The following is an 18870-nucleotide window of genomic DNA, read 5'->3' on the forward strand; positions in this document are numbered from 1 at the left end:
AGAATGTAAGCATCATTGCATTTAAGGAGATAGTTATGACATATAAATACATAGTTATGGATATGGATGATACATTGTTAACTTCAGAAAATAAAATTAGTGAAGAAACACATGCATATTTATTAAAAAAACAACAAGAAGGCATGAAAATTATACTTGCTTCTGGTAGACCAACAGCAGGTATGACAAAGCATGCAGAATCTTTAAATTTGAAACAAAATGGTGGATATATTGTAAGTTATAATGGTGCAATTATTACAGATGCAGCAACAAATGAAGTTGTATTTAAACAGACGATAGATAAAGAAAATGCACATAAAATTATAGATTTTTGTAGAGAAAATAATTTCTTCAGTTTAACATATATCAATGATGAAATCGTTTATGATTCTACGCATGAATATATGAATATTGAAAGTGAATTAACAGGCTTGCCGATGGTATCGGTATCAGATTTAAAAGAAGTCATTACTGAAGATGTACCTAAAGTTATGGGAATAGATTACGAAGAAAATATCTCAAAAGCTAATCAGTCTCTAAATGGACAATTTAACGATCATATTTCTTCAACTACAAGTAAGCCTTATTTTTTAGAGTTTATGAATAATGAAGTATCTAAAGGAAAATCACTTCAAAAGCTTTTTGATAAAATAGAAGCGGATTTTTCAGAAGTTATTGCATTCGGAGATAGTTTAAATGACTCAGATATGTTAGAGAAAGCAGCTATTGGTGTTGCTATGGGTAATGCTAATGATACGATTAAAGAACTTGCAGACGTTGTAACTGATGACCATGATAATAATGGTATCGTGACAGCTTTAGAAAAATTACTTAAGTCATAAGAATAATTAAAAGCCGTGAAGTAGGATAGAATATCCACACTTCACGGCTTTTTTATGTCTAATAAAGTCTATCCTCGTTAAAAGCAATAGAAGTCATTTCAATAACTAAAATTGATTTTGCACCTAGTATTTTCAACTGTTGAACTAAATCATCTATTTCTGTTTTGTGTCTCAATCTCTCAACTAATACAATGATTTGATCATATTGATCTATTTCTAAGTTATATAAATAATGAGTGATTGATCTCTCTAAAGGAGACATGAAGCTAATTTTTTTGTTTGAATGGTTCAGTGTACTTGAATCAAAATTAAAACGTGTTGTACCTTGAACTTTTACTTCCTTCCCAGGTAAATATCTAGCAATTTGCAGAGGTACATATAGAAATTCTCCAATACCGATAATCATTTTAGATGAATCATCTAATAAATCACCGAGTAACTCGCCCATACGTTGGAATAATTCTTCAGAAATTTGTTGTTCTCTACCGTTTAAAGTAAATCTACCTGTTGAAATAAAGTATGGATTATCATGGATTGTTCCATTACGTAACATATTTTGAGCTTTAACGATAAAGTAATCATTTATAATATGTCTTAACGAATAATATTGTACTTTTGTTTCATGGTGGTTATTTTTTAATAGTTCATTATGAGTAAGTTGATGCGTAACATTTTGTATATCTTGGACTTCTACATCGAAAGACATTAATGAAATGATATTAATCTTGATATTTAAAGATTTTTCCAAACTAGAAAATGATTCTTTAACACTTTGTGATCTTAAATCGATAGGTGTTAATACCGTAAACATTTGTCTAGATGGATATTTTTTATGAATTTTCATAATTAGATTAATTACTGAATGACCATTTAACAAATGATTATCTATAATGGCAATCCTCTCATCATTATCAAAAAAGTCTTTATCTTTAGTATAGAAAAACAGTCTTTCTTGTGTATCAACAATATCACTATGATCAAGTAAAGGTGGGTGAGAGATCACTTTATCTCTTGTAGAAGCCAAGAACATAACATCATCTTCAAATAAACTAAATATAGAATGTCCGAGATTAACTGCACGCTCACTCAACCCTAAAAATCGAGTAGGTGGGTAATGTCCAAGTTTGTTCGTTTCTACTAAATTTAATGCTTGAATCATCTTACCTCTGTTTTGACTATTAATAGCACTTGCAACAGTCTCCATCCTTTCATCAGTTTCACCGGTTAAGGCTTCATGATATAAAAATCCTAATAATAAACCGACTAATAATGGATGTTCTGGATACAATGCTCTTGAATATCCTAAACAGGGAGATACAGGGATATAAGGAAACTCTGAATGTTCTTCTTGGGTCATGGCTAGCATTTCATCTATTTCGAACTGAAATCGATTATCTATTACTTTAACCTCTACTTGCTTTTCGTTATCTAGAGGGAAAACTTTACTCTGTTGAGACATGAAATAACTCCTTTATTTGCTCGTATGCGTCCATTCACGACTAAATTTTTTTCTTTTTATATGTGCATAAACTTGATCGGCAGCATAATCTTGATTTGTATAAACTGTAATATCATAGAAAACTTGATTTTCTTCAAAAGGTTCATTTAAGTATAAATCTTTTAAATGATCGAATAAGGACTGCATTTGTTCTCTTGTCAAACTCGTATATTCTCTTAAAGTCTTTTTTATGAGTTGAGAATCAGAATCAAATGCACTTTGCACCACAATAACAAAGCGTTCATCTTGTTTAAGTACATCATCAAATAAATTAGTTTGTCCAGTCATTGTTTCACCTTCTTAATGAGTTATTAATTATTTATGTTTATTATACTATATATAATGGAATAAGAAAAAGTTACAATTGTTTTTGTATAAAAAAATACTACCAACAATGTATTTGTATTGTTGGTAGTATTAACTCATTATTTATCATAGTTGTGTTTTGATAAATCGATATCTTCTAATTTAATAACTTTAGTTTTTGTTATGAATTTATGGATGAAATAAACAACAACGCCAAGTATGATAGGTAAGAATGATTCAATTAAAATTGGGATATTTAAATTGATGATACTATCAAATGATTGTCCAATTAGTAAGAATGCAATAACTGAAATAACAATAATAGGGCCTAAAGGATATAAAGGTGCTTTATATTCTAAAGTTTCAGTTTCTGATTTACCTTGTTTTCGTATAGCCATTCTTAAACGAATGTGACTGATGATGCTCATTAACCAAACTAATGTAACAAGTGCACCAAGCATATTTAATAATCTATAGTAACCGTCAGCATTTAAAGTTGCATATACGATTGATAAGAATATTAAAACGATTGTGACACATAGTGATACAAATGGCATGTTATGTTTATTTAATTTACTAAATACTTTTGGTGCTTGTTTATGTTTTGATAAAGAATAAAGCAAACGACTTGTAGCATATAATCCTGAATTACCAGCTGATATTAAAGCAGTTAGTATGACAGCATTAATAATAGAAGCGGCAAATGCGATACCAACTCTATCAAATACAATTGTAAAAGGACTTTGTGTTACTGTATTATCTTTGTTTAATAACAATGGATCTGTATAAGGTATTATTGCTGCTATTACTGCAATTGCTAGAATATAGAATAATAATATTCTCCAGAACACTTGTCTAATAGCTTTAGGCATAGATTCTTTAGGATTTTCAGACTCACCAGCAGTAACTGCAACAACTTCAGTACCACCAAAGCTGAATCCAGCAACAAGTAATACGCCTAAGAAACCAGATATACCATTAACAAAAGGTGCTTCTTTGTATGTGTAGTTCGTTAAACCTAAAGGCTCATTACCACCTAAAATACCAAAGATGATTAGCACACCGACAATTAAGAAGATGACTATTGTTGCAACTTTGATAAAACTTAACCAATATTCAGCTTCACCAAATGCTTTAACAGTAAATATATTTAATAAGAACAATATAACTATAAAAATCATACTCCATACAAATGGATCAATACTGTCAAATATATTCCAATATGTAATAATTTTAGCAGCTGTTAATATATCCACACTAGACACTAGTGCCCAAATAATCCAATATAACCAACCAACTGTAAAACCTGCAGAAGGGTCTATGAATCTACTAGAATAAGCACTAAACGATCCTGAAACTGGATAAAATGTAGCAAGCTCCCCAATAGCAGTCATTAAGAAATATAGCATCACACCTATAATTGCATATGCTATTAACGCACCGGCAGGACCAGCTTGTGTAATGACAGCACCACTAGCCATAAATAGACCTGTACCGATAGAACCACCGATAGCTATCATTGAAATGTGTCTAGTCTTTAAACCACGTTTCATTTCTTCCATATAAATCACCATACTTTCTACTTCACTATTAACTTATTTTAAATATAAGTAATATTTTATTATCTATTCAGAAAATAAGCAATGAAAATTTTATTACATAAATGCTTTAAAGCATTAAATTAAAGAAATAATAAAAAAGTCACTCCAAATTAATGAAGTGACTTTTAATGTCGTATATCTTATTATAAATAAGAAATTATTTTGTTTCGCGATGTAAAGTATGACGACCTAATCTTGGACTATATTTTTTTAATTCAATACGTTCTGGATTTGTACGTTTATTTTTAGTAGAAATATAGTTTCTGTCGCCTGTTTCAGTACATGCTAACGTGATATTTACACGCATGTTCATCAGCCTTTCTGTATAGTAATCATTACGTTTTATAATAATATCATAAAATATAATGCTTAGCAATAGAATTACTCTATGAAATAGGGACATCAGATTGTTATAATAAAATAAATATAAATAAGGAGACTTTTATGAAAAATAAATCGAAAATAGCAATAGTATTATGTGTTACTGTCTTATTTCTAGCAGCTTGTGGATCTAAATCAAACAGTAATGATAAATTAAAAATTTATGCGACTAACTTTCCTTACGAGAGTTTTACTAAACAAATAGGTGGAGAATATGTAGATGTTGAGTCTATCTATCCAAGTGGTACTGATTTACATAATTACGAACCCACTCAAAAAGAAATGTTAAATATCGCAAAAAGTGATTTATTTGTATATTCTTCAGATGAGTTGGATCCAGTAGCTAAAAAAATTAGCTCTACAATAAAACAAGGCGACCACAAATTACAAACTATTCCTAATTTAGAGGAAAGTGAAATATTAGAACACCATCATGAAGATGGAGAAGAACATGAGCATGAACATGATGCAACACATAATGAAGAAAATGAACATGACCCGCATATATGGCTTGATCCAATTGCCAATAAAGAAGCGGCTAAATCTATTAAAGATAAATTAGTTAAAATAGATGCATCGCACAAAGAAACTTATGAAAAGAATTACAAGAAGCTAATAACAGATATCGATAAAATCGATAAAGAAATGAAAGAAATCACAAAAGATACGAAGCGAGATACTGTATTTATTTCTCATGACTCTCTTGGATATTTAGCAAATCGTTATCATTTTAAACAAACAGGTGTAACTGGAATGAATAATGAAGAACCTAGTCAAAAAGAACTTCTAAATATCATAAAAGAGATTAATAAATCAAAATCTCCATATATATTATATGAACAAAATGTAAGTTCTAAAGTAACAGATATTATAAAGAAAGATACTGATAGTAAACCACTTAAGTTTCATAATTTAGAAGTATTAACTAAAGAAGAAGCAAAAAATAAAAACATCACATATCAATCTTTAATGGAAGAAAATATCAAGAATTTAGATAAAGCTCTTAATAATTAATAAATATAATCTTATTTCGTTTACTTTTTCATGTTAACCATGTATAGTAACTAATGGATTATTATTAATAGTTTTGAAAGAGGTCATTGATATGAAAATTTTTGATTATGAAGACGTACAATTAATACCAAACAAATGTATAGTAGAAAGTCGCTCTGAATGTGATACTACTGTTAAATTTGGGCCGAAAACATTTAAATTACCAGTTGTACCTGCTAATATGCAAACAGTGATGAATGAAGAACTAGCTGAATGGTTTGCTAGTAATGATTATTTTTATATCATGCATCGCTTTGATGAAAAAGCACGTATTCCATTTATTAAAAAAATGCAAAGTAAAAACTTATTTGCATCTATCTCAGTAGGTGTTAAAAAAGATGAGTATGATTTTATAGAAGAATTAGCAAATGAAAATTTAATTCCTGAATATATGACAATAGATATTGCACACGGTCACTCTGAGCAAGTTATTAGAATGATTAAGCACATTAAACAACATATTCCAGAAACATTTGTAATTGCTGGTAATGTTGGAACGCCAGAAGGTGTTCGTGAACTAGAAAATGCTGGAGCAGATGCAACTAAAGTTGGTATCGGGCCTGGTAGAGTCTGTATAACAAAAATTAAAACTGGATTTGGAACTGGTGGCTGGCAATTAGCTGCTATTAACCATTGTAGTAAAGCTGCAAGAAAACCAATTATTGCTGATGGTGGAATCAGAACAAATGGTGATATTGCAAAATCAATTAGATTTGGTGCTAGTATGGTTATGGTAGGTTCACTATTTGCTGCACACGAAGAATCTCCAGGTGAAACTGTTGAACTTGAAGGTAAATTATACAAAGAATACTTTGGAAGTGCTTCAGAATTCCAAAAAGGTGAGCGTAAAAATGTAGAAGGTAAAAAAATGTTTGTCGAGCATAAAGGATCATTAAAAGATACTTTAATTGAAATCGAACAAGATTTACAAAGTTCTATCTCGTATGCAGGTGGCAAAGACTTACAATCTATCGCTAAAGTAGACTATGTGATTGTACGAAATTCAATATTCAACGGTGACCGCGACTAAAAATAGGCGAGGTGGACTACTTGAAAAAAGTATTTTACTTATTCATATTGTTATTGATTATAACCTTAATCAAGCCAGTCCCTGAATCAGATTTATCAAAACAAATTCAACAAAAAGTGATGAATGTTCAACAAGGACTTGAAGATGAACAAACTACTAAGAAAGTTGAACTAAAGACGCCGAAAGAACAAGAATTTGCGATTAATAATATTCAAATCAATCAAACGAAAAGCGAAGTTGAAAAGAAACTTGGCAAACCAAAACGGGTAACCGTTAATGAATATAATGAGAAATGGCATGCATATCATGACCAATACAATGGATTTGTGATGGTCAGTTATGACGATGACAAAGTAACAGGATTATATACAAACCAAGACTTAATAACATCTCAAAAAGGTATAACGAGTAAAATGAAAAAGAATAAAGTTCGTTCAATTCTCGGTGAACCTTTAGATGAGATTCAAAAAGATAAAGTTAAGTTAGTTCAAAATGATCCTGATTATGATGTTTTCAAATTTGATAACATTTATACGACCATATTTTATGATAAGCATCAAGACAATCAAATTAAAGGAATTATGCAAGTAGCTTCGTCAACTGAAGATAAGCGTACAAATCAGTACCATACTGCTTCAGATGAATATAAGCGTGCATTAGAACTTCAAAATTTTGATATAGTCAATGCAGAGCGCGTTCAATTTGATTTACCGACATTATCTTATAATGAAAATGTAAGTCATACTGCTCGTAAGCATAGTACAGATATGGTGGATAACGACTATTTTGATCATACGAATAAACAAGGTTTATCTCCATTTGATAGATTAGACAATGATGGTTTTGATTATGTAACTGCAGGTGAAAACTTAGCATATGGTCAAATAAGCAGTGTTTATGCCCATCATGGACTAATGAACTCATTGGGACACAGAAAGAACATTTTAAATAAAGATTATAAAGAGTTAGGAGTAGGTGTCGATATTGGCGAAGATTTACAGCCTTATTGGACTGAAAACTATATTACTCAACAGTAGAAAATAGATAAGCAAAGTGCATTGTCTAAACAACTTTGATATAATAACGATATAAAAATTATTTCATATTTCCTTAAATGTTTTACACATGTTGTTTCTAATAATTTGATTGGTGGAATAACATATAAAGGGGAAGTTTAACATGGAAAATAAAGAAATAAATAATAAAGATATTGACGTTTTAGATCGTGTCAAAGAATTATTAAATAAAAAAGATGTTTCATAAAAAGATTTTTATAATAAAAATAAAAGCTCAAATAATCAAATAAAGGGAATATGATATAAAAAAAGCTGTGATGCACTTGCATCACAGCTTTTTTACATTTCTCTAAACAATCCTACTACTTTACCTAAGACACTTACATTGTCTAAGTAAATTGGTTCCATTGTACTGTTCTCAGGTTGAAGTCTATAACGTGATTCTTCTTTGTAGAAGCGTTTAACGGTAGCTTCATCATCTTCAGTCATCGCGACGATGATATCCCCATTCTCAGCAATTGTTTGGCTTCGCACGATTACTTTATCTCCATCAAGAATACCTGCTTCTATCATACTGTCTCCAATAACATCTAATATAAAGATATTGCTATTATGTGTTGATGTAAAGTGAGCAGGTAGCGGGAAATATTCTTCAACGTTCTCAACTGCTGTAATAGGTATACCAGCAGTTACTTTACCTATGACGGGAACATGAATGGTGTTCTCTTGGTTAATGTTCTCTCCTACAGTCTCGGTAATCTCGATTGCACGAGGTTTAGTAGGGTCACGTTTTATATATCCCTTTTCTTCTAATCTAGATAAATGGCCATGTACAGTGGAACTTGAAGCAAGTCCGACAGCTAAACCAATTTCACGAACACTAGGCGGGTAACCTTTTGTTTGTACTATATGTTTAATGAATTGATATATTTCAGATTGACGTTTAGTTAATTCTTTCATAGTCGCACGCTCCTAATATTGATTTAAATTTATTATAGCACATACGTTTCCTTCGAACAAACATTTGTTCGTATTTTCATTGACTACGAACAGTTGTTCTGTTATTATAAAAATACAAACAAACGTTCTAGGAGGAAGTAGTTATGACAGTAACAATTAAGAAGACAGTTTTAGTATATTTAGCAGTGTTCTTGATGACTCTATTAATAGGATATTTATACTTAGCTCAGTCTAATGCTGTTTATTCAACAGAACAGACGTACGAAATGACTGATCACAAAATCAAACAACAAGATAACCAACAACCAAATAATATAGATGCAGAACCAAATCATATAAGTAAATCTAAAGCTATGGTAGGTTCGATAGATTAATCGTTAAAATATGAGCAAATCCATTTGGATTTGCTCGTTTTTTTTGTTATCTTTTAATTAAATGGAAAGTGGTGATAAAATGTTAAGTAAAGAAAAGATTGAAAGAATTAATGAGCTAGCAAATAAAAAGAAAACAAGTGGACTTTCTGAACAAGAAGCAAAAGAACAAACAAAACTTCGTGCAGAATATTTACAAGCTTTTAGAGGTAACTTTAAAGATACGATTGAAAGCACAAAAGTTATCGATCCAGAAGGTAAAGATGTAACACCTGAAAAATTAAAAGAAATCCAAAAGAAAAATAATATAAGAAATTAGTTAAAATGAGTAATAATAATTAATATTCCGAATATTATGATGTATAATGATAATGGATAACAGAATAAAGGAGACTATAATATATGTTTAATGAAAAAGATCAACTAGCAGTAGATTCAATCCGTGCATTAAGTATCGATGCTATCGAAGCAGCTAACTCAGGACATCCTGGCTTACCAATGGGTGCTGCACCAATGGCATATACTTTATGGACAAAGCATTTAAACTTTAATCCACAATCAAAAAACTATTTTAATAGAGACCGCTTTGTATTATCAGCAGGTCACGGTTCAGCGTTACTATATAGTTTATTACATCTTTCTGGTAGCTTAGAACTTGAAGAAGTAAAAAACTTTAGACAATGGGATTCAAAAACACCTGGACACCCAGAGTTTAATCATACAGATGGTGTAGAAGTTACAACTGGACCTCTTGGACAAGGATTTGCAATGAGTGTTGGTATGGCTATGGCTGAAAAACACTTAGCAGGCAAATTCAACCAAGATAATTATGAAGTTGTTGATCACTACACATATGTTTTAGCTAGTGATGGTGACTTAATGGAGGGTATCTCTCACGAGGCAGCTTCATTAGCAGGTCATTTAAACCTTGATAAATTAATCACTTTATACGACTCTAACGATATTTCATTAGATGGTGATTTAGATAAAGCTTTCTCAGAAAATGTTAAAAATAGATTCGAATCTTACGGTTGGAGTTACATCTTAGTTGAAGACGGTAATGACTTAGAAGCTATTGATAAAGCTATAACTGAGGCTAAATCATTAGAAGGTCCTACGTTAATTGAAGTAAAAACTGTAATCGGTTACGGAGCTCCTAACAAAGCAGGTACAAACGGTGCTCACGGTGCGCCACTTGGTGAAGAAGAACGTGAATTGGCATTGAAAGCATACGGTTTAGATTCATCTAAACGTTTCAACGTACCTCAAGAAGTATATGATATTTTCAGCAATACAATGTTAACTCGTGCAAATGAGCATGAAACAAAATGGAATGAATTAGTTGAAGAGTATGCTAAAGCTAACCCAGAATTAGGCGAAGCATTCAAACAAGCAATTTCTAATGAACTTCCAGAAGACTATGCTAAAGACTTACCTGTATATGAAGCTGGAAACAGTAGTGCTACACGTGCTGATTCAGGTGATATCATTCAAGCATTAAGTAAATCTGTACCAGCATTCTTTGGTGGTTCAGCAGATTTAGCGTCATCTAACAAATCAAACGTTAAAGATGAGCCAGACTTTAATGATGAAACACCAGAAGGACGTAACATTTGGTTTGGTGTTCGTGAATTCGGTATGGCAGCAGCAGTAAATGGTATGGCAGCGCATGGCGGTGTTAAACCTTATGGTGCGACATTCTTCGTATTCAGTGACTACTTAAAACCAGCACTTCGTCTATCAGCTATCATGGGTGTTCCTTCAACATTTGTATTTACGCATGATTCAATTGCTGTTGGGGAAGATGGTCCTACACATGAACCAGTTGAACAATTATCAGGTTTAAGAGCTATTCCAAACTTAAATGTTATTCGTCCAGCAGATGGAAATGAAACAAGAGTTGCTTGGAAAATTGCTTTAGAATCTAAATCAACACCTACAGCATTAGTATTAACGCGTCAAAACTTAACAGCTTTAGATGTTAAAGAAGCTGAAGTAGAAGAAGGCGTTCGTAAAGGTGGATATATTGTTTACCGTTCTGAAATAGAACCTGAATATCTATTATTAGCTTCTGGTTCTGAAGTATCTCTAGCAGTAGATGCAGCTAAAGATATTGAAGCTCAAGGTAAAGGCGTTCAAGTTGTATCATTACCAAACTGGCATGCATTTGATCAACAAGACCCTGAATATAAAGCTACTGTTTTACCTCCAACATTAAGAAAACGTGTTGCAATCGAAATGGCATCATCATTAGGTTGGCACAAATATGTTGGCATAGAAGGTAAAGTAATTAGTATTGATAGATTCGGTGCTAGTGCGCCTGGAGACTTAGTAGTTGAAAAATACGGTTTCACTAAAGAAAACGTATTAAACACAGTATTAAGTTTCTAATTTAAACTGAACAGTCCGAGACATATATAAATGTCTTGGACTGTTTTATTCCTAGTCATCTTTGCCGGGGTGGGCTGTGAAATCTTTTTAGCAAAATGAGATTTCTGTCCCGCTCCCTTTTTAATTTTGAAACATTAAGTTTCATCTTGATAAAATCTTTTTAATTTAGTAAACTTTTAGAGGATACAGAAAGTGGGTGAAATAATGGCAACATGGTTAGCAATACTTTTAATCATCGTGGCATTAATCGGTGGGATTGCTCTAGGATTCTTCCTTGCGCGTAAATATATGATGGATTACTTGAAAAAGAATCCACCTATCAATGAGGAAATGTTACGAATGATGATGATGCAAATGGGTCAAAAACCATCTCAAAAGAAAATAAACCAAATGATGACAATGATGAACAAAAACATGGATCAAAAAATCAAGTAGTTTATATACATTGATGTTAAAGGGATTGCGACACTTCTTGAAAGTGATGTGGTCCCTTTTTATTTGTTAAACTTAGTATAATTAAACCTTAGTTTTAATAACTTTTCACTTATTGTTCAAAATAAATCGTTTTAATGACGCATAAATTTGATAAAATGGAAATAATAGTGAGGGGGGATATAATGGAATTAACAGTTTTTGTTGCTTTTGGTGCAGGTATATTAAGTTTTGTTTCTCCTTGCGTTCTACCTATATATCCTGCTTTTGTGTCATACATTACAGGTATGAGTTACGATGATTTAAAAAATAAAGGGCTAAGTCGTAATGCAATATTACATACTATTATCTTTTTGTTAGGGTTTAGTTTGATCTATATGATTTTAGGTATGGGCATAGGATACATATCTGGCTTGTTTATAAATTATCAAACATTAATAAGACAAGTAGGAGCAATCATCATTATTGTGTTTGGATTAATCATTTTAGGTGTATTCCAGCCACAATTTTTAATGAAAGATAGAAAAATTAATTTTAAAGCAAAGCCTTCAGGTTTTATTGGTACGTTTTTAATTGGTATGGCTTTTGCAGCTGGGTGGACGCCGTGTAACGGGCCGATTATAGCTGCGATTGGAACGTTAGCAGCAACAAATTCATCCCAAGCGATGTTATATATGCTACTGTATGTACTTGGATTTAGCATTCCATTTTTCGTATTAACTTTCTTTATAACAAAATTACAAATAATTAGGAAGTACAATGTTGCTATCATGAAGTTTGGTGGTATAATTATGATAATTATGGGAATTTTATTGTTCTTTGATTTATTAACTGACATAACAATATTTTTCCAATCTTTGGGTTTGGAATAAACACAAATGATATTTAGAACTTAAAGGGGTTTTAATCATGTATTTGCTTTTTTCAGTATTTATAGCAGCTTTAATGAGCTTAGCCGTTATAGTTGTAAGAATGAAAGCACAAAATTATCCAACAAATACTAGAAAGATTATATTACCACCATTTTTTATGGCTACTGGAGCACTTATGTACGTAGTGCCTTATTTCAGACTAACAGGTGCTGAAATAATTGAATCGATCATTGTAGGTCTTTTCTTTTCATTATTTCTTATATTCACATCCAACTTTGAAATTAAACGTTCTGAAATATATATGAAACGTTCAAAATTATTTCCAGTAATTCTTATTTCTTTATTGATTATAAGAACTGTAGGTAAGTTTGTATTGAGTGATTCAATCGATCCGGGCCAATTAGCTGGTATGTTTTTCTTATTGGCATTTAGTATGATTGTTCCTTGGAGAATATCTATGTACTTTAAATATAAGAAATTACGTAATCAAATAAGTGTTGTAAAATAAAAACAACGCACTACTCATTTATTGAGTGTGCGTTGTTTTTGCATTTGAAATTTCTTCTGCATGATCAAATATAGAAAACTTGTTTTTTTCATCGTCTGCTAATTCGAACAATGGCAAATATGGTGTATAATCGATATTAAGTTCTGTTAGCTTTTTCTTCATAAATTTGTGATCTCGTTTAGGTGTAGCAACGATATATCCCCTCATGATATGATCGAGTTCAATCGAAGTAGCATGTTCTTCTAGCGCGATTTTAGATACACGTCCACCGATTTTCTCTTTAGCAACGTCTCTAAAAAGATCTGGTACTGGAGACACTAATTCGTTTAATAATGATCTTGCTTCATCATTCCATAAAGGCAAGGCTTTGTGGATATAGTAATCTTGCCAATCGAGTTCACTCATGCCATCATCTTTAGGCATGCGCTTTAAGAATTTTCGAAACATAAAGAATCCGCCAATAGCAAGTAACGAAATAAAAACTATGCACCATAGGACAATAAAGAATATAAATACGTTACTCAATGAAATCACTCCTTATGACTAGTATAAATGAAGCAAATAAACCTGTCTAACAAATATTTTGAAAGGTGATAGAATATGAAAATTTTACATACAGCTGATTGGCATATAGGAAAAACTATAAACGGCCAGTCATTATTAGAAGACCAAAAATATGTATTAGAACAATTATACGAAGCAGTAAAAGAACATAAACCGGATATTGTAATCATAAGTGGGGATTTATATGATTTACATTATCCAAGTAAAGATGCAATGGTCGTGTTGGAAGATGCGTTATCTAAGATTAATTTAGAATTAAATACGTCAATAATCGCTATAAGTGGTAACCATGATGGGAAAGAAAGATTGAATTACGGTGAAAAATGGTTTGCTAAGTCAGGATTAAAGATTATGACAGATTATCATGACATGTTTAAACCAGTAGAAATGAATGATATCCATATATACGTTATGCCGTATTTCACGCCTGCTGATATAAGGCAAGCATTTGGCAATAAAGACATACATACACACCAAGAAGCTACTGATTATATCGTTAAACATATGGAAGAAGTGATGGATGACAGTAAAACGAATATACTCGTAGGACATTTATTCGTAGCTGGAGGAGAATCAAGTGATTCTGAAAGACCACTATCAATAGGGACGATTGAAACAGTTAGCGCTCAAACTTTTAAGTCTTTTGATACTGTTATGCTAGGACATTTGCATCATCCATTTGCGATTCAATCAGATTATATATTTTATTCAGGCTCGTTAATGCAATATTCATTCTCTGAACAGAACCAAGCTAAAGGCTATAGGTTGTTTGAATATAGCGAGAGTAGTTTTGAGCAAAACTTTATACCACTAACACCTAAACGTTCTTTTCATGTTGTTCAAGCGTCTTATGAAGATGTTATACATGAAAATATTACAATTCAAAATCAGGAAGACTATTTTCATTTTAAATTGACGAATATGGATCATGTAACGGATCCACTTATGAAGATACGTGCTATATATCCAAATACATTACAAATATCTAGACAAGATTATGAAGTGAAAGAAGATGAAATTCAATTAGATGTTCATGCTTTAAGTGATATAGAAATCATAAAGTCATTTTATAGTCATGTAACAGATGAGGAGTTATCTGGTATTAAAGAAGAAAAGGTTGTTCAATTACTTGAAAAAGCAATCAATAAAGGAGTTGATGAATAATGAGACCCCTTACTTTAAACATGCAATACTTTGGACCGTTTATTAATGAAACGATAGAGTTTAACCATTTATCAAAATCTCAACTCTTTTTAATAAGTGGTAAAACAGGTTCTGGGAAAACGATGATATTTGATGCTATGGTATATGCTTTGTATGGAGAGACATCTACCCATTCAAGAGATAAAGTGGATTTAAGAAGTCACTTTGCAGATCCTAAATTACCGAGTAAAGTGCAATTTGAATTTAAAATTAAAAATGAATCATATTTAGTGGTTAGAACAATTAAATATATAAAAGAAGGAAATAAGAATCCAACAAATTCTACTGTGGAAGTGTATAAAGAAGTAGACGGCGAATGGTCTTTACAGACGAGTACGATAAATGAAAGTAATCAATATTTGAATGATATATTGCATATGAACGTTAAACAATTTAGACAAATTTTAATATTACCTCAAGGGGAGTTTAAGCAATTTTTAATTTCAAATAGTACAGAGAAGAGAAGTATCTTAAGAACATTATTTGATAGTGATCGTTTCGAAGCATTGCAAGAACAATTAGGAGAAGAGATGAAGAAAGAAATTGCTTTAATAGAAAGTCATTATCAGCAAATTTCTCAATGCTTATCAGATTTACATGACTTCGATCACGAAACATTAAAAGAACTAAAAGATATAGAAGGCCATCGCTATAAGAAAGTGGAAAATGCATTAGTACAGTATGAAGAAATAGGTAAAGAAAAATTAGACTATCAGTTGAAAGAATTAAAAGAACAAGAAACAATCGTTAAAAATTTAGAAAAGAAATATGAAGATAAGAAGGTCATTAAACAAAACTTTGATACATTACAAGAAAAACAACATGAGTTAAATATGCTTAACGAACAAGTTGAGCATATTAATAACTTAAGAGAACAATTAAGGTATTTAAAAACAGTACAAAATATTACGCATCAGTATAATCAATTAAAAGAGAAACAAATTAACAAGAAAGAAACTGAGAAGCAACACGAAGAATTAAAAACAGAAAAGCAAGAAGTTCACAGTCAATTTGAATTTTATAACAACAAGTTAAGTAAAAAGTTTGAAAGCCAAGAGGACATTAATAAGCAAAGAGCATTTATTAATAAGACAAATCATATCTATACAAGCATAGAACAGTATTATGATAGTAAAGAACATTTACCTGAAGCGAAAAAACAACTAGAGAAGTTAAAAGAAGAGATAACTCAGAAGACAAATTCGATTACAACATTGCAAGAATCTTTAAAAAATATAGATGCAGATGATGAAGCAGAACAAAATAAATTAAAACAGCAAGAATCTTTAAAACTTGAATTACAGCAATTAGAAAATACACAAAATCAATTTCAAGAAAAGGAAACACTTATTTCAACTCAGAAAGAGATTGAATCAAAACTAGGTGAGTTAGAACAACAACAAAAGAATATTGAACAAAGCATGAAAGAGTCAGATGCATTTGAAGTATTAACAGTAGAAGATGAAATACTGAAAATTCAAAAGCATGTGCATGAAGGTGATGCTTGTCCTATATGTGGTTCCAACATAGAGAACTTAAACGGTGATATAGATTTTGATTCATTAAGAAAAGAAAAAGAAGAACAGCATGAAATTAAACTAATGCATCAAAAAATTTCTAATGATATTGTCGTATATAAGGAAAGACAAAACAATACAGAATCACAGCTTAAGAAATTAAATGATATTGAATCAGTTTCGGATAAAATACAATCTGTAAACGATGATTTAGGAAAAATACAAAAAGAAATTGCGGACTTGAGAGATAGTAGACAACGTAGCCAAAAAATGAAACAAGAAATGCACGATTTAGAAAAAGGCTTATCTCAAGATGAAATAAATAGTAATAGTATTCAAAATGAAATCAAGAATTATGAACATAACATGGATTATTTTAATAAAGAAACTCAATTTGAATCTATAGAAGACTTTAGTAAACAATTTAAATCGTTTGAAAATGAAATTAAAAGTTATGATCAAGAATTAGAAACATTACAGTCTCGAGTAAATGAATATAAAGAGAAGTTGTACCAAATAGAGTACAAACTAAGTTCTATTAGCGAAAGAAGGCAAATGCTTGAAGAACAAGTAGCGTCTATTAAGTCATATTTAGAAAGTGAAATGGATAAGCAACAAATAGAGTCATACGAACAATTAGATAAACTTATATTAAGTGTGAATAAAATTGATGAGTATGAAGTTGAAGTAACAGAATTTGATAAGAAATATATTAAGTTAGAAGCGGATGTAAAAGAATTAACTGAAAAAGTTAAAGATTGTGATGTACCAAATTTAGAAGACATCATTTCTCAATTAAATGCTGCTAAAGAATTAGAAGCAGAAATGACGAAATTAAACACACAATTACAATTAAAAGTTGATCAAAATAAAGACAAACGAGACGCTATTCAAAAGATAATAGCCAAAATAGAACGAGATTTACAAGAACAAGAAGAAATGATTGAACTATCTAGAGTGATGAACGGTAAGAATAGTGAGAAATTGTCATTAGAAAACTACGTACTCATTTACTATTTAAACCATATATTAGATAGCGCAAATCAACAATTTGTTAAAATGACCAACAATCGTTATCAACTTGTACGTAAAAAAGAAAAGTCTATGGGGTTAAGCGGATTAGAAATAGAAGTGTTCGATAGATTTTCTAATAGAACGAGACATATAACGTCGTTATCAGGTGGAGAAACGTTCCAAGCGTCACTATCTTTAGCGATAGGATTATCTAATATAGTGCAGCAAGAAGCGGGTGCTGTGCACTTAGAATCAATGTTTATAGATGAAGGATTTGGAACGTTAGATGCAGAAACATTAGAAACAGCGCTGGATACACTCGTCAATATACAAATGTCTGGAAGGTTAGTAGGCATCATTTCCCACGTTTCAGAATTAAAAACTAGAATCCCAACTATTTTAAATGTAAATAAAAATGGATTTTTAAGCACAACCTCTTTTACGGTTAACTAAAAGACACAGCAAAGACATAAATTAATGAAAATATGTGTTTAAGTTGTAATTTTAATTTGATATATTTTAATTAATAGCAAATTTTGGGAGTGTTTAGATGAAAAAGGGAATATTTATTGGCTTACTCGCTACCATAATTTTGATAGTTAGTGCTTGTAGTAACAATGCAATAGAACCCGAGAGTCAGTATGGCAACAAATTGCAATCTTTTAACGTCACTGATCAAAATGGCGATAAATTTTCACAAAAAGATATGAAAGGTAAAGTATACATAGCCGATTTTATATTTACTGATTGTGAAACAGTTTGTCCACCAATGACATATAATATGAGTACAGTAATTGACCAATTAGAAAAAGATGGTGTGAAAGATTATGGCGTAATCAGTTTTAGTGTAGATCCTGATAAAGATACACCTAAAAAATTAAAAGATTATATTAAACAATATAATGTACCTGATGGAAAATGGACGCTAGTAACGAATTATGACTTTAAATTTATTAAGCAATATGCAGAAGATAATTTTAAATCAATTGTAGCGCCACCACCAAAAGGTAGTAACCAAGTAACACACGGTACAAGTTTCTATTTAGTTGATCAGAATGGAAAAATTATTAAAACATATAGTGGTCAAGATGCTGGGGATAAGAAATTCCCTAAATCAGAAATCGTAGCTGATGTTAAGACATTAGTTGAAGAAGGCCCAATTGAAGATTAAAATTCATATTTAAATAAACCTCTAAATCGTTAGTAATATTAAGATTTAGGGGTTTTTATTTTTGGAATCTATAAATTGAAGGATAACGTTATTGACACGTTTTGAGAGAAGTGACAACAAGGATAGCGTTATTGACACGT

Annotated in this window: 19 protein-coding genes; 13 read left to right on the top strand and 6 right to left on the bottom strand. The window is 31.0% G+C overall.

The window, feature by feature from the left end:
* Nucleotides 1-35: 35 nt before the first annotated feature.
* Nucleotides 36-842, top strand: a complete 807-nt coding sequence (locus LQ688_RS10290) for a Cof-type HAD-IIB family hydrolase (RefSeq protein ID WP_016999607.1) — start codon at nucleotides 36-38, stop codon at nucleotides 840-842.
* Between the two features lie 58 nt (nucleotides 843-900).
* Here the strand turns inward: LQ688_RS10290 and LQ688_RS10295 are convergent, their stop codons facing one another.
* The 4 genes from LQ688_RS10295 to rpmG form a co-directional block, all read right to left on the bottom strand.
* Complete coding sequence (locus tag LQ688_RS10295) at nucleotides 901-2301, bottom strand: phosphoribosyltransferase domain-containing protein (RefSeq protein WP_064204998.1); 1401 nt, start codon at nucleotides 2299-2301, stop codon at nucleotides 901-903.
* Nucleotides 2302-2313: 12 nt separating this feature from the next.
* Nucleotides 2314-2628, bottom strand: a complete 315-nt coding sequence (locus LQ688_RS10300; RefSeq protein ID WP_016999604.1) for a hypothetical protein — start codon at nucleotides 2626-2628, stop codon at nucleotides 2314-2316.
* Nucleotides 2629-2765: 137 nt separating this feature from the next.
* Nucleotides 2766-4208: an amino acid permease gene (locus tag LQ688_RS10305; RefSeq protein ID WP_239724882.1), complete on the bottom strand. Its 1443-nt coding sequence runs from the start codon at nucleotides 4206-4208 to the stop codon at nucleotides 2766-2768.
* 196 nt (nucleotides 4209-4404) lie between these two features.
* The gene (gene rpmG, locus LQ688_RS10310) at nucleotides 4405-4554 is read right to left on the bottom strand and encodes a 50S ribosomal protein L33 (protein ID WP_026023653.1); all 150 of its coding nucleotides are present in this window, start codon (nucleotides 4552-4554) and stop codon (nucleotides 4405-4407) included.
* A 137-nt stretch (nucleotides 4555-4691) separates the two neighbouring features.
* Here rpmG and LQ688_RS10315 point away from each other — a divergent pair, with 137 nt between their 5' ends.
* The 3 genes from LQ688_RS10315 to LQ688_RS10325 all read left to right on the top strand — a co-directional run bounded on the left by LQ688_RS10315 (nucleotide 4692) and on the right by LQ688_RS10325 (nucleotide 7748).
* Nucleotides 4692-5642: a metal ABC transporter solute-binding protein, Zn/Mn family gene (locus LQ688_RS10315; RefSeq protein ID WP_239724883.1), complete on the top strand. Its 951-nt coding sequence runs from the start codon at nucleotides 4692-4694 to the stop codon at nucleotides 5640-5642.
* Between the two features lie 91 nt (nucleotides 5643-5733).
* Nucleotides 5734-6711 (top strand): GMP reductase, encoded by a 978-nt coding sequence (gene guaC / locus LQ688_RS10320; RefSeq protein WP_194200753.1) that lies wholly within the window; start codon nucleotides 5734-5736, stop codon nucleotides 6709-6711.
* Nucleotides 6712-6731: 20 nt separating this feature from the next.
* Nucleotides 6732-7748, top strand: coding sequence for a CAP domain-containing protein (locus LQ688_RS10325; RefSeq protein ID WP_064204994.1), 1017 nt, complete (start codon nucleotides 6732-6734; stop codon nucleotides 7746-7748).
* Between the two features lie 318 nt (nucleotides 7749-8066).
* Here the strand turns inward: LQ688_RS10325 and lexA are convergent, their stop codons facing one another.
* The gene (gene lexA, locus LQ688_RS10330; protein WP_016999600.1) at nucleotides 8067-8687 is read right to left on the bottom strand and encodes a transcriptional repressor LexA; all 621 of its coding nucleotides are present in this window, start codon (nucleotides 8685-8687) and stop codon (nucleotides 8067-8069) included.
* Between the two features lie 143 nt (nucleotides 8688-8830).
* On the opposite strand from lexA, the gene sosA reads away from it, so the two are divergent.
* From sosA to LQ688_RS10360, 6 genes are all read left to right on the top strand, one after another.
* Entirely contained in the window at nucleotides 8831-9061 is a 231-nt protein-coding gene (sosA, locus tag LQ688_RS10335; protein WP_016999599.1) for a DNA damage-induced cell division inhibitor SosA, read from the top strand.
* Nucleotides 9062-9140: 79 nt separating this feature from the next.
* Entirely contained in the window at nucleotides 9141-9377 is a 237-nt protein-coding gene (locus LQ688_RS10340; protein ID WP_016999598.1) for a DUF896 domain-containing protein, read from the top strand.
* An 83-nt stretch (nucleotides 9378-9460) separates the two neighbouring features.
* Nucleotides 9461-11449: a transketolase gene (gene tkt, locus LQ688_RS10345; protein ID WP_016999597.1), complete on the top strand. Its 1989-nt coding sequence runs from the start codon at nucleotides 9461-9463 to the stop codon at nucleotides 11447-11449.
* A 204-nt stretch (nucleotides 11450-11653) separates the two neighbouring features.
* Entirely contained in the window at nucleotides 11654-11884 is a 231-nt protein-coding gene (locus tag LQ688_RS10350) for a YneF family protein (RefSeq protein WP_016999596.1), read from the top strand.
* 182 nt (nucleotides 11885-12066) lie between these two features.
* Nucleotides 12067-12753, top strand: a complete 687-nt coding sequence (locus LQ688_RS10355; RefSeq protein WP_016999595.1) for a cytochrome c biogenesis CcdA family protein — start codon at nucleotides 12067-12069, stop codon at nucleotides 12751-12753.
* A gap of 34 nt (nucleotides 12754-12787) precedes the next feature.
* Nucleotides 12788-13261, top strand: coding sequence for a CcdC family protein (locus LQ688_RS10360; RefSeq protein ID WP_026023651.1), 474 nt, complete (start codon nucleotides 12788-12790; stop codon nucleotides 13259-13261).
* A gap of 18 nt (nucleotides 13262-13279) precedes the next feature.
* Here the strand turns inward: LQ688_RS10360 and LQ688_RS10365 are convergent, their stop codons facing one another.
* Nucleotides 13280-13792 (bottom strand): DUF2621 domain-containing protein, encoded by a 513-nt coding sequence (locus tag LQ688_RS10365; protein WP_276325830.1) that lies wholly within the window; start codon nucleotides 13790-13792, stop codon nucleotides 13280-13282.
* A 69-nt stretch (nucleotides 13793-13861) separates the two neighbouring features.
* Between LQ688_RS10365 and sbcD the strand changes: the two genes are divergently transcribed.
* The 3 genes from sbcD to LQ688_RS10380 all read left to right on the top strand — a co-directional run bounded on the left by sbcD (nucleotide 13862) and on the right by LQ688_RS10380 (nucleotide 18730).
* A complete protein-coding gene (gene sbcD / locus LQ688_RS10370; RefSeq protein ID WP_218688584.1) occupies nucleotides 13862-14989 on the top strand; it encodes an exonuclease subunit SbcD in 1128 nt (375 codons plus the stop codon).
* Nucleotides 14989-18012 carry an exonuclease subunit SbcC gene (gene sbcC, locus LQ688_RS10375; protein WP_239724884.1) on the top strand — a complete coding sequence of 1008 codons (3024 nt, stop codon included), beginning with the start codon at nucleotides 14989-14991 and terminating at the stop codon, nucleotides 18010-18012. Before sbcD ends, sbcC begins: the two co-directional genes overlap by 1 nt.
* 97 nt (nucleotides 18013-18109) lie before the next feature.
* Nucleotides 18110-18730: an SCO family protein gene (locus LQ688_RS10380; RefSeq protein ID WP_214269858.1), complete on the top strand. Its 621-nt coding sequence runs from the start codon at nucleotides 18110-18112 to the stop codon at nucleotides 18728-18730.
* The last annotated feature ends 140 nt before the right edge of the window (nucleotides 18731-18870 follow it).

Source organism: Mammaliicoccus sp. J-M40 (genome assembly GCF_022386395.1).
GTDB classification, from domain to species: Bacteria; Bacillota; Bacilli; order Staphylococcales; family Staphylococcaceae; genus Mammaliicoccus; species Mammaliicoccus lentus.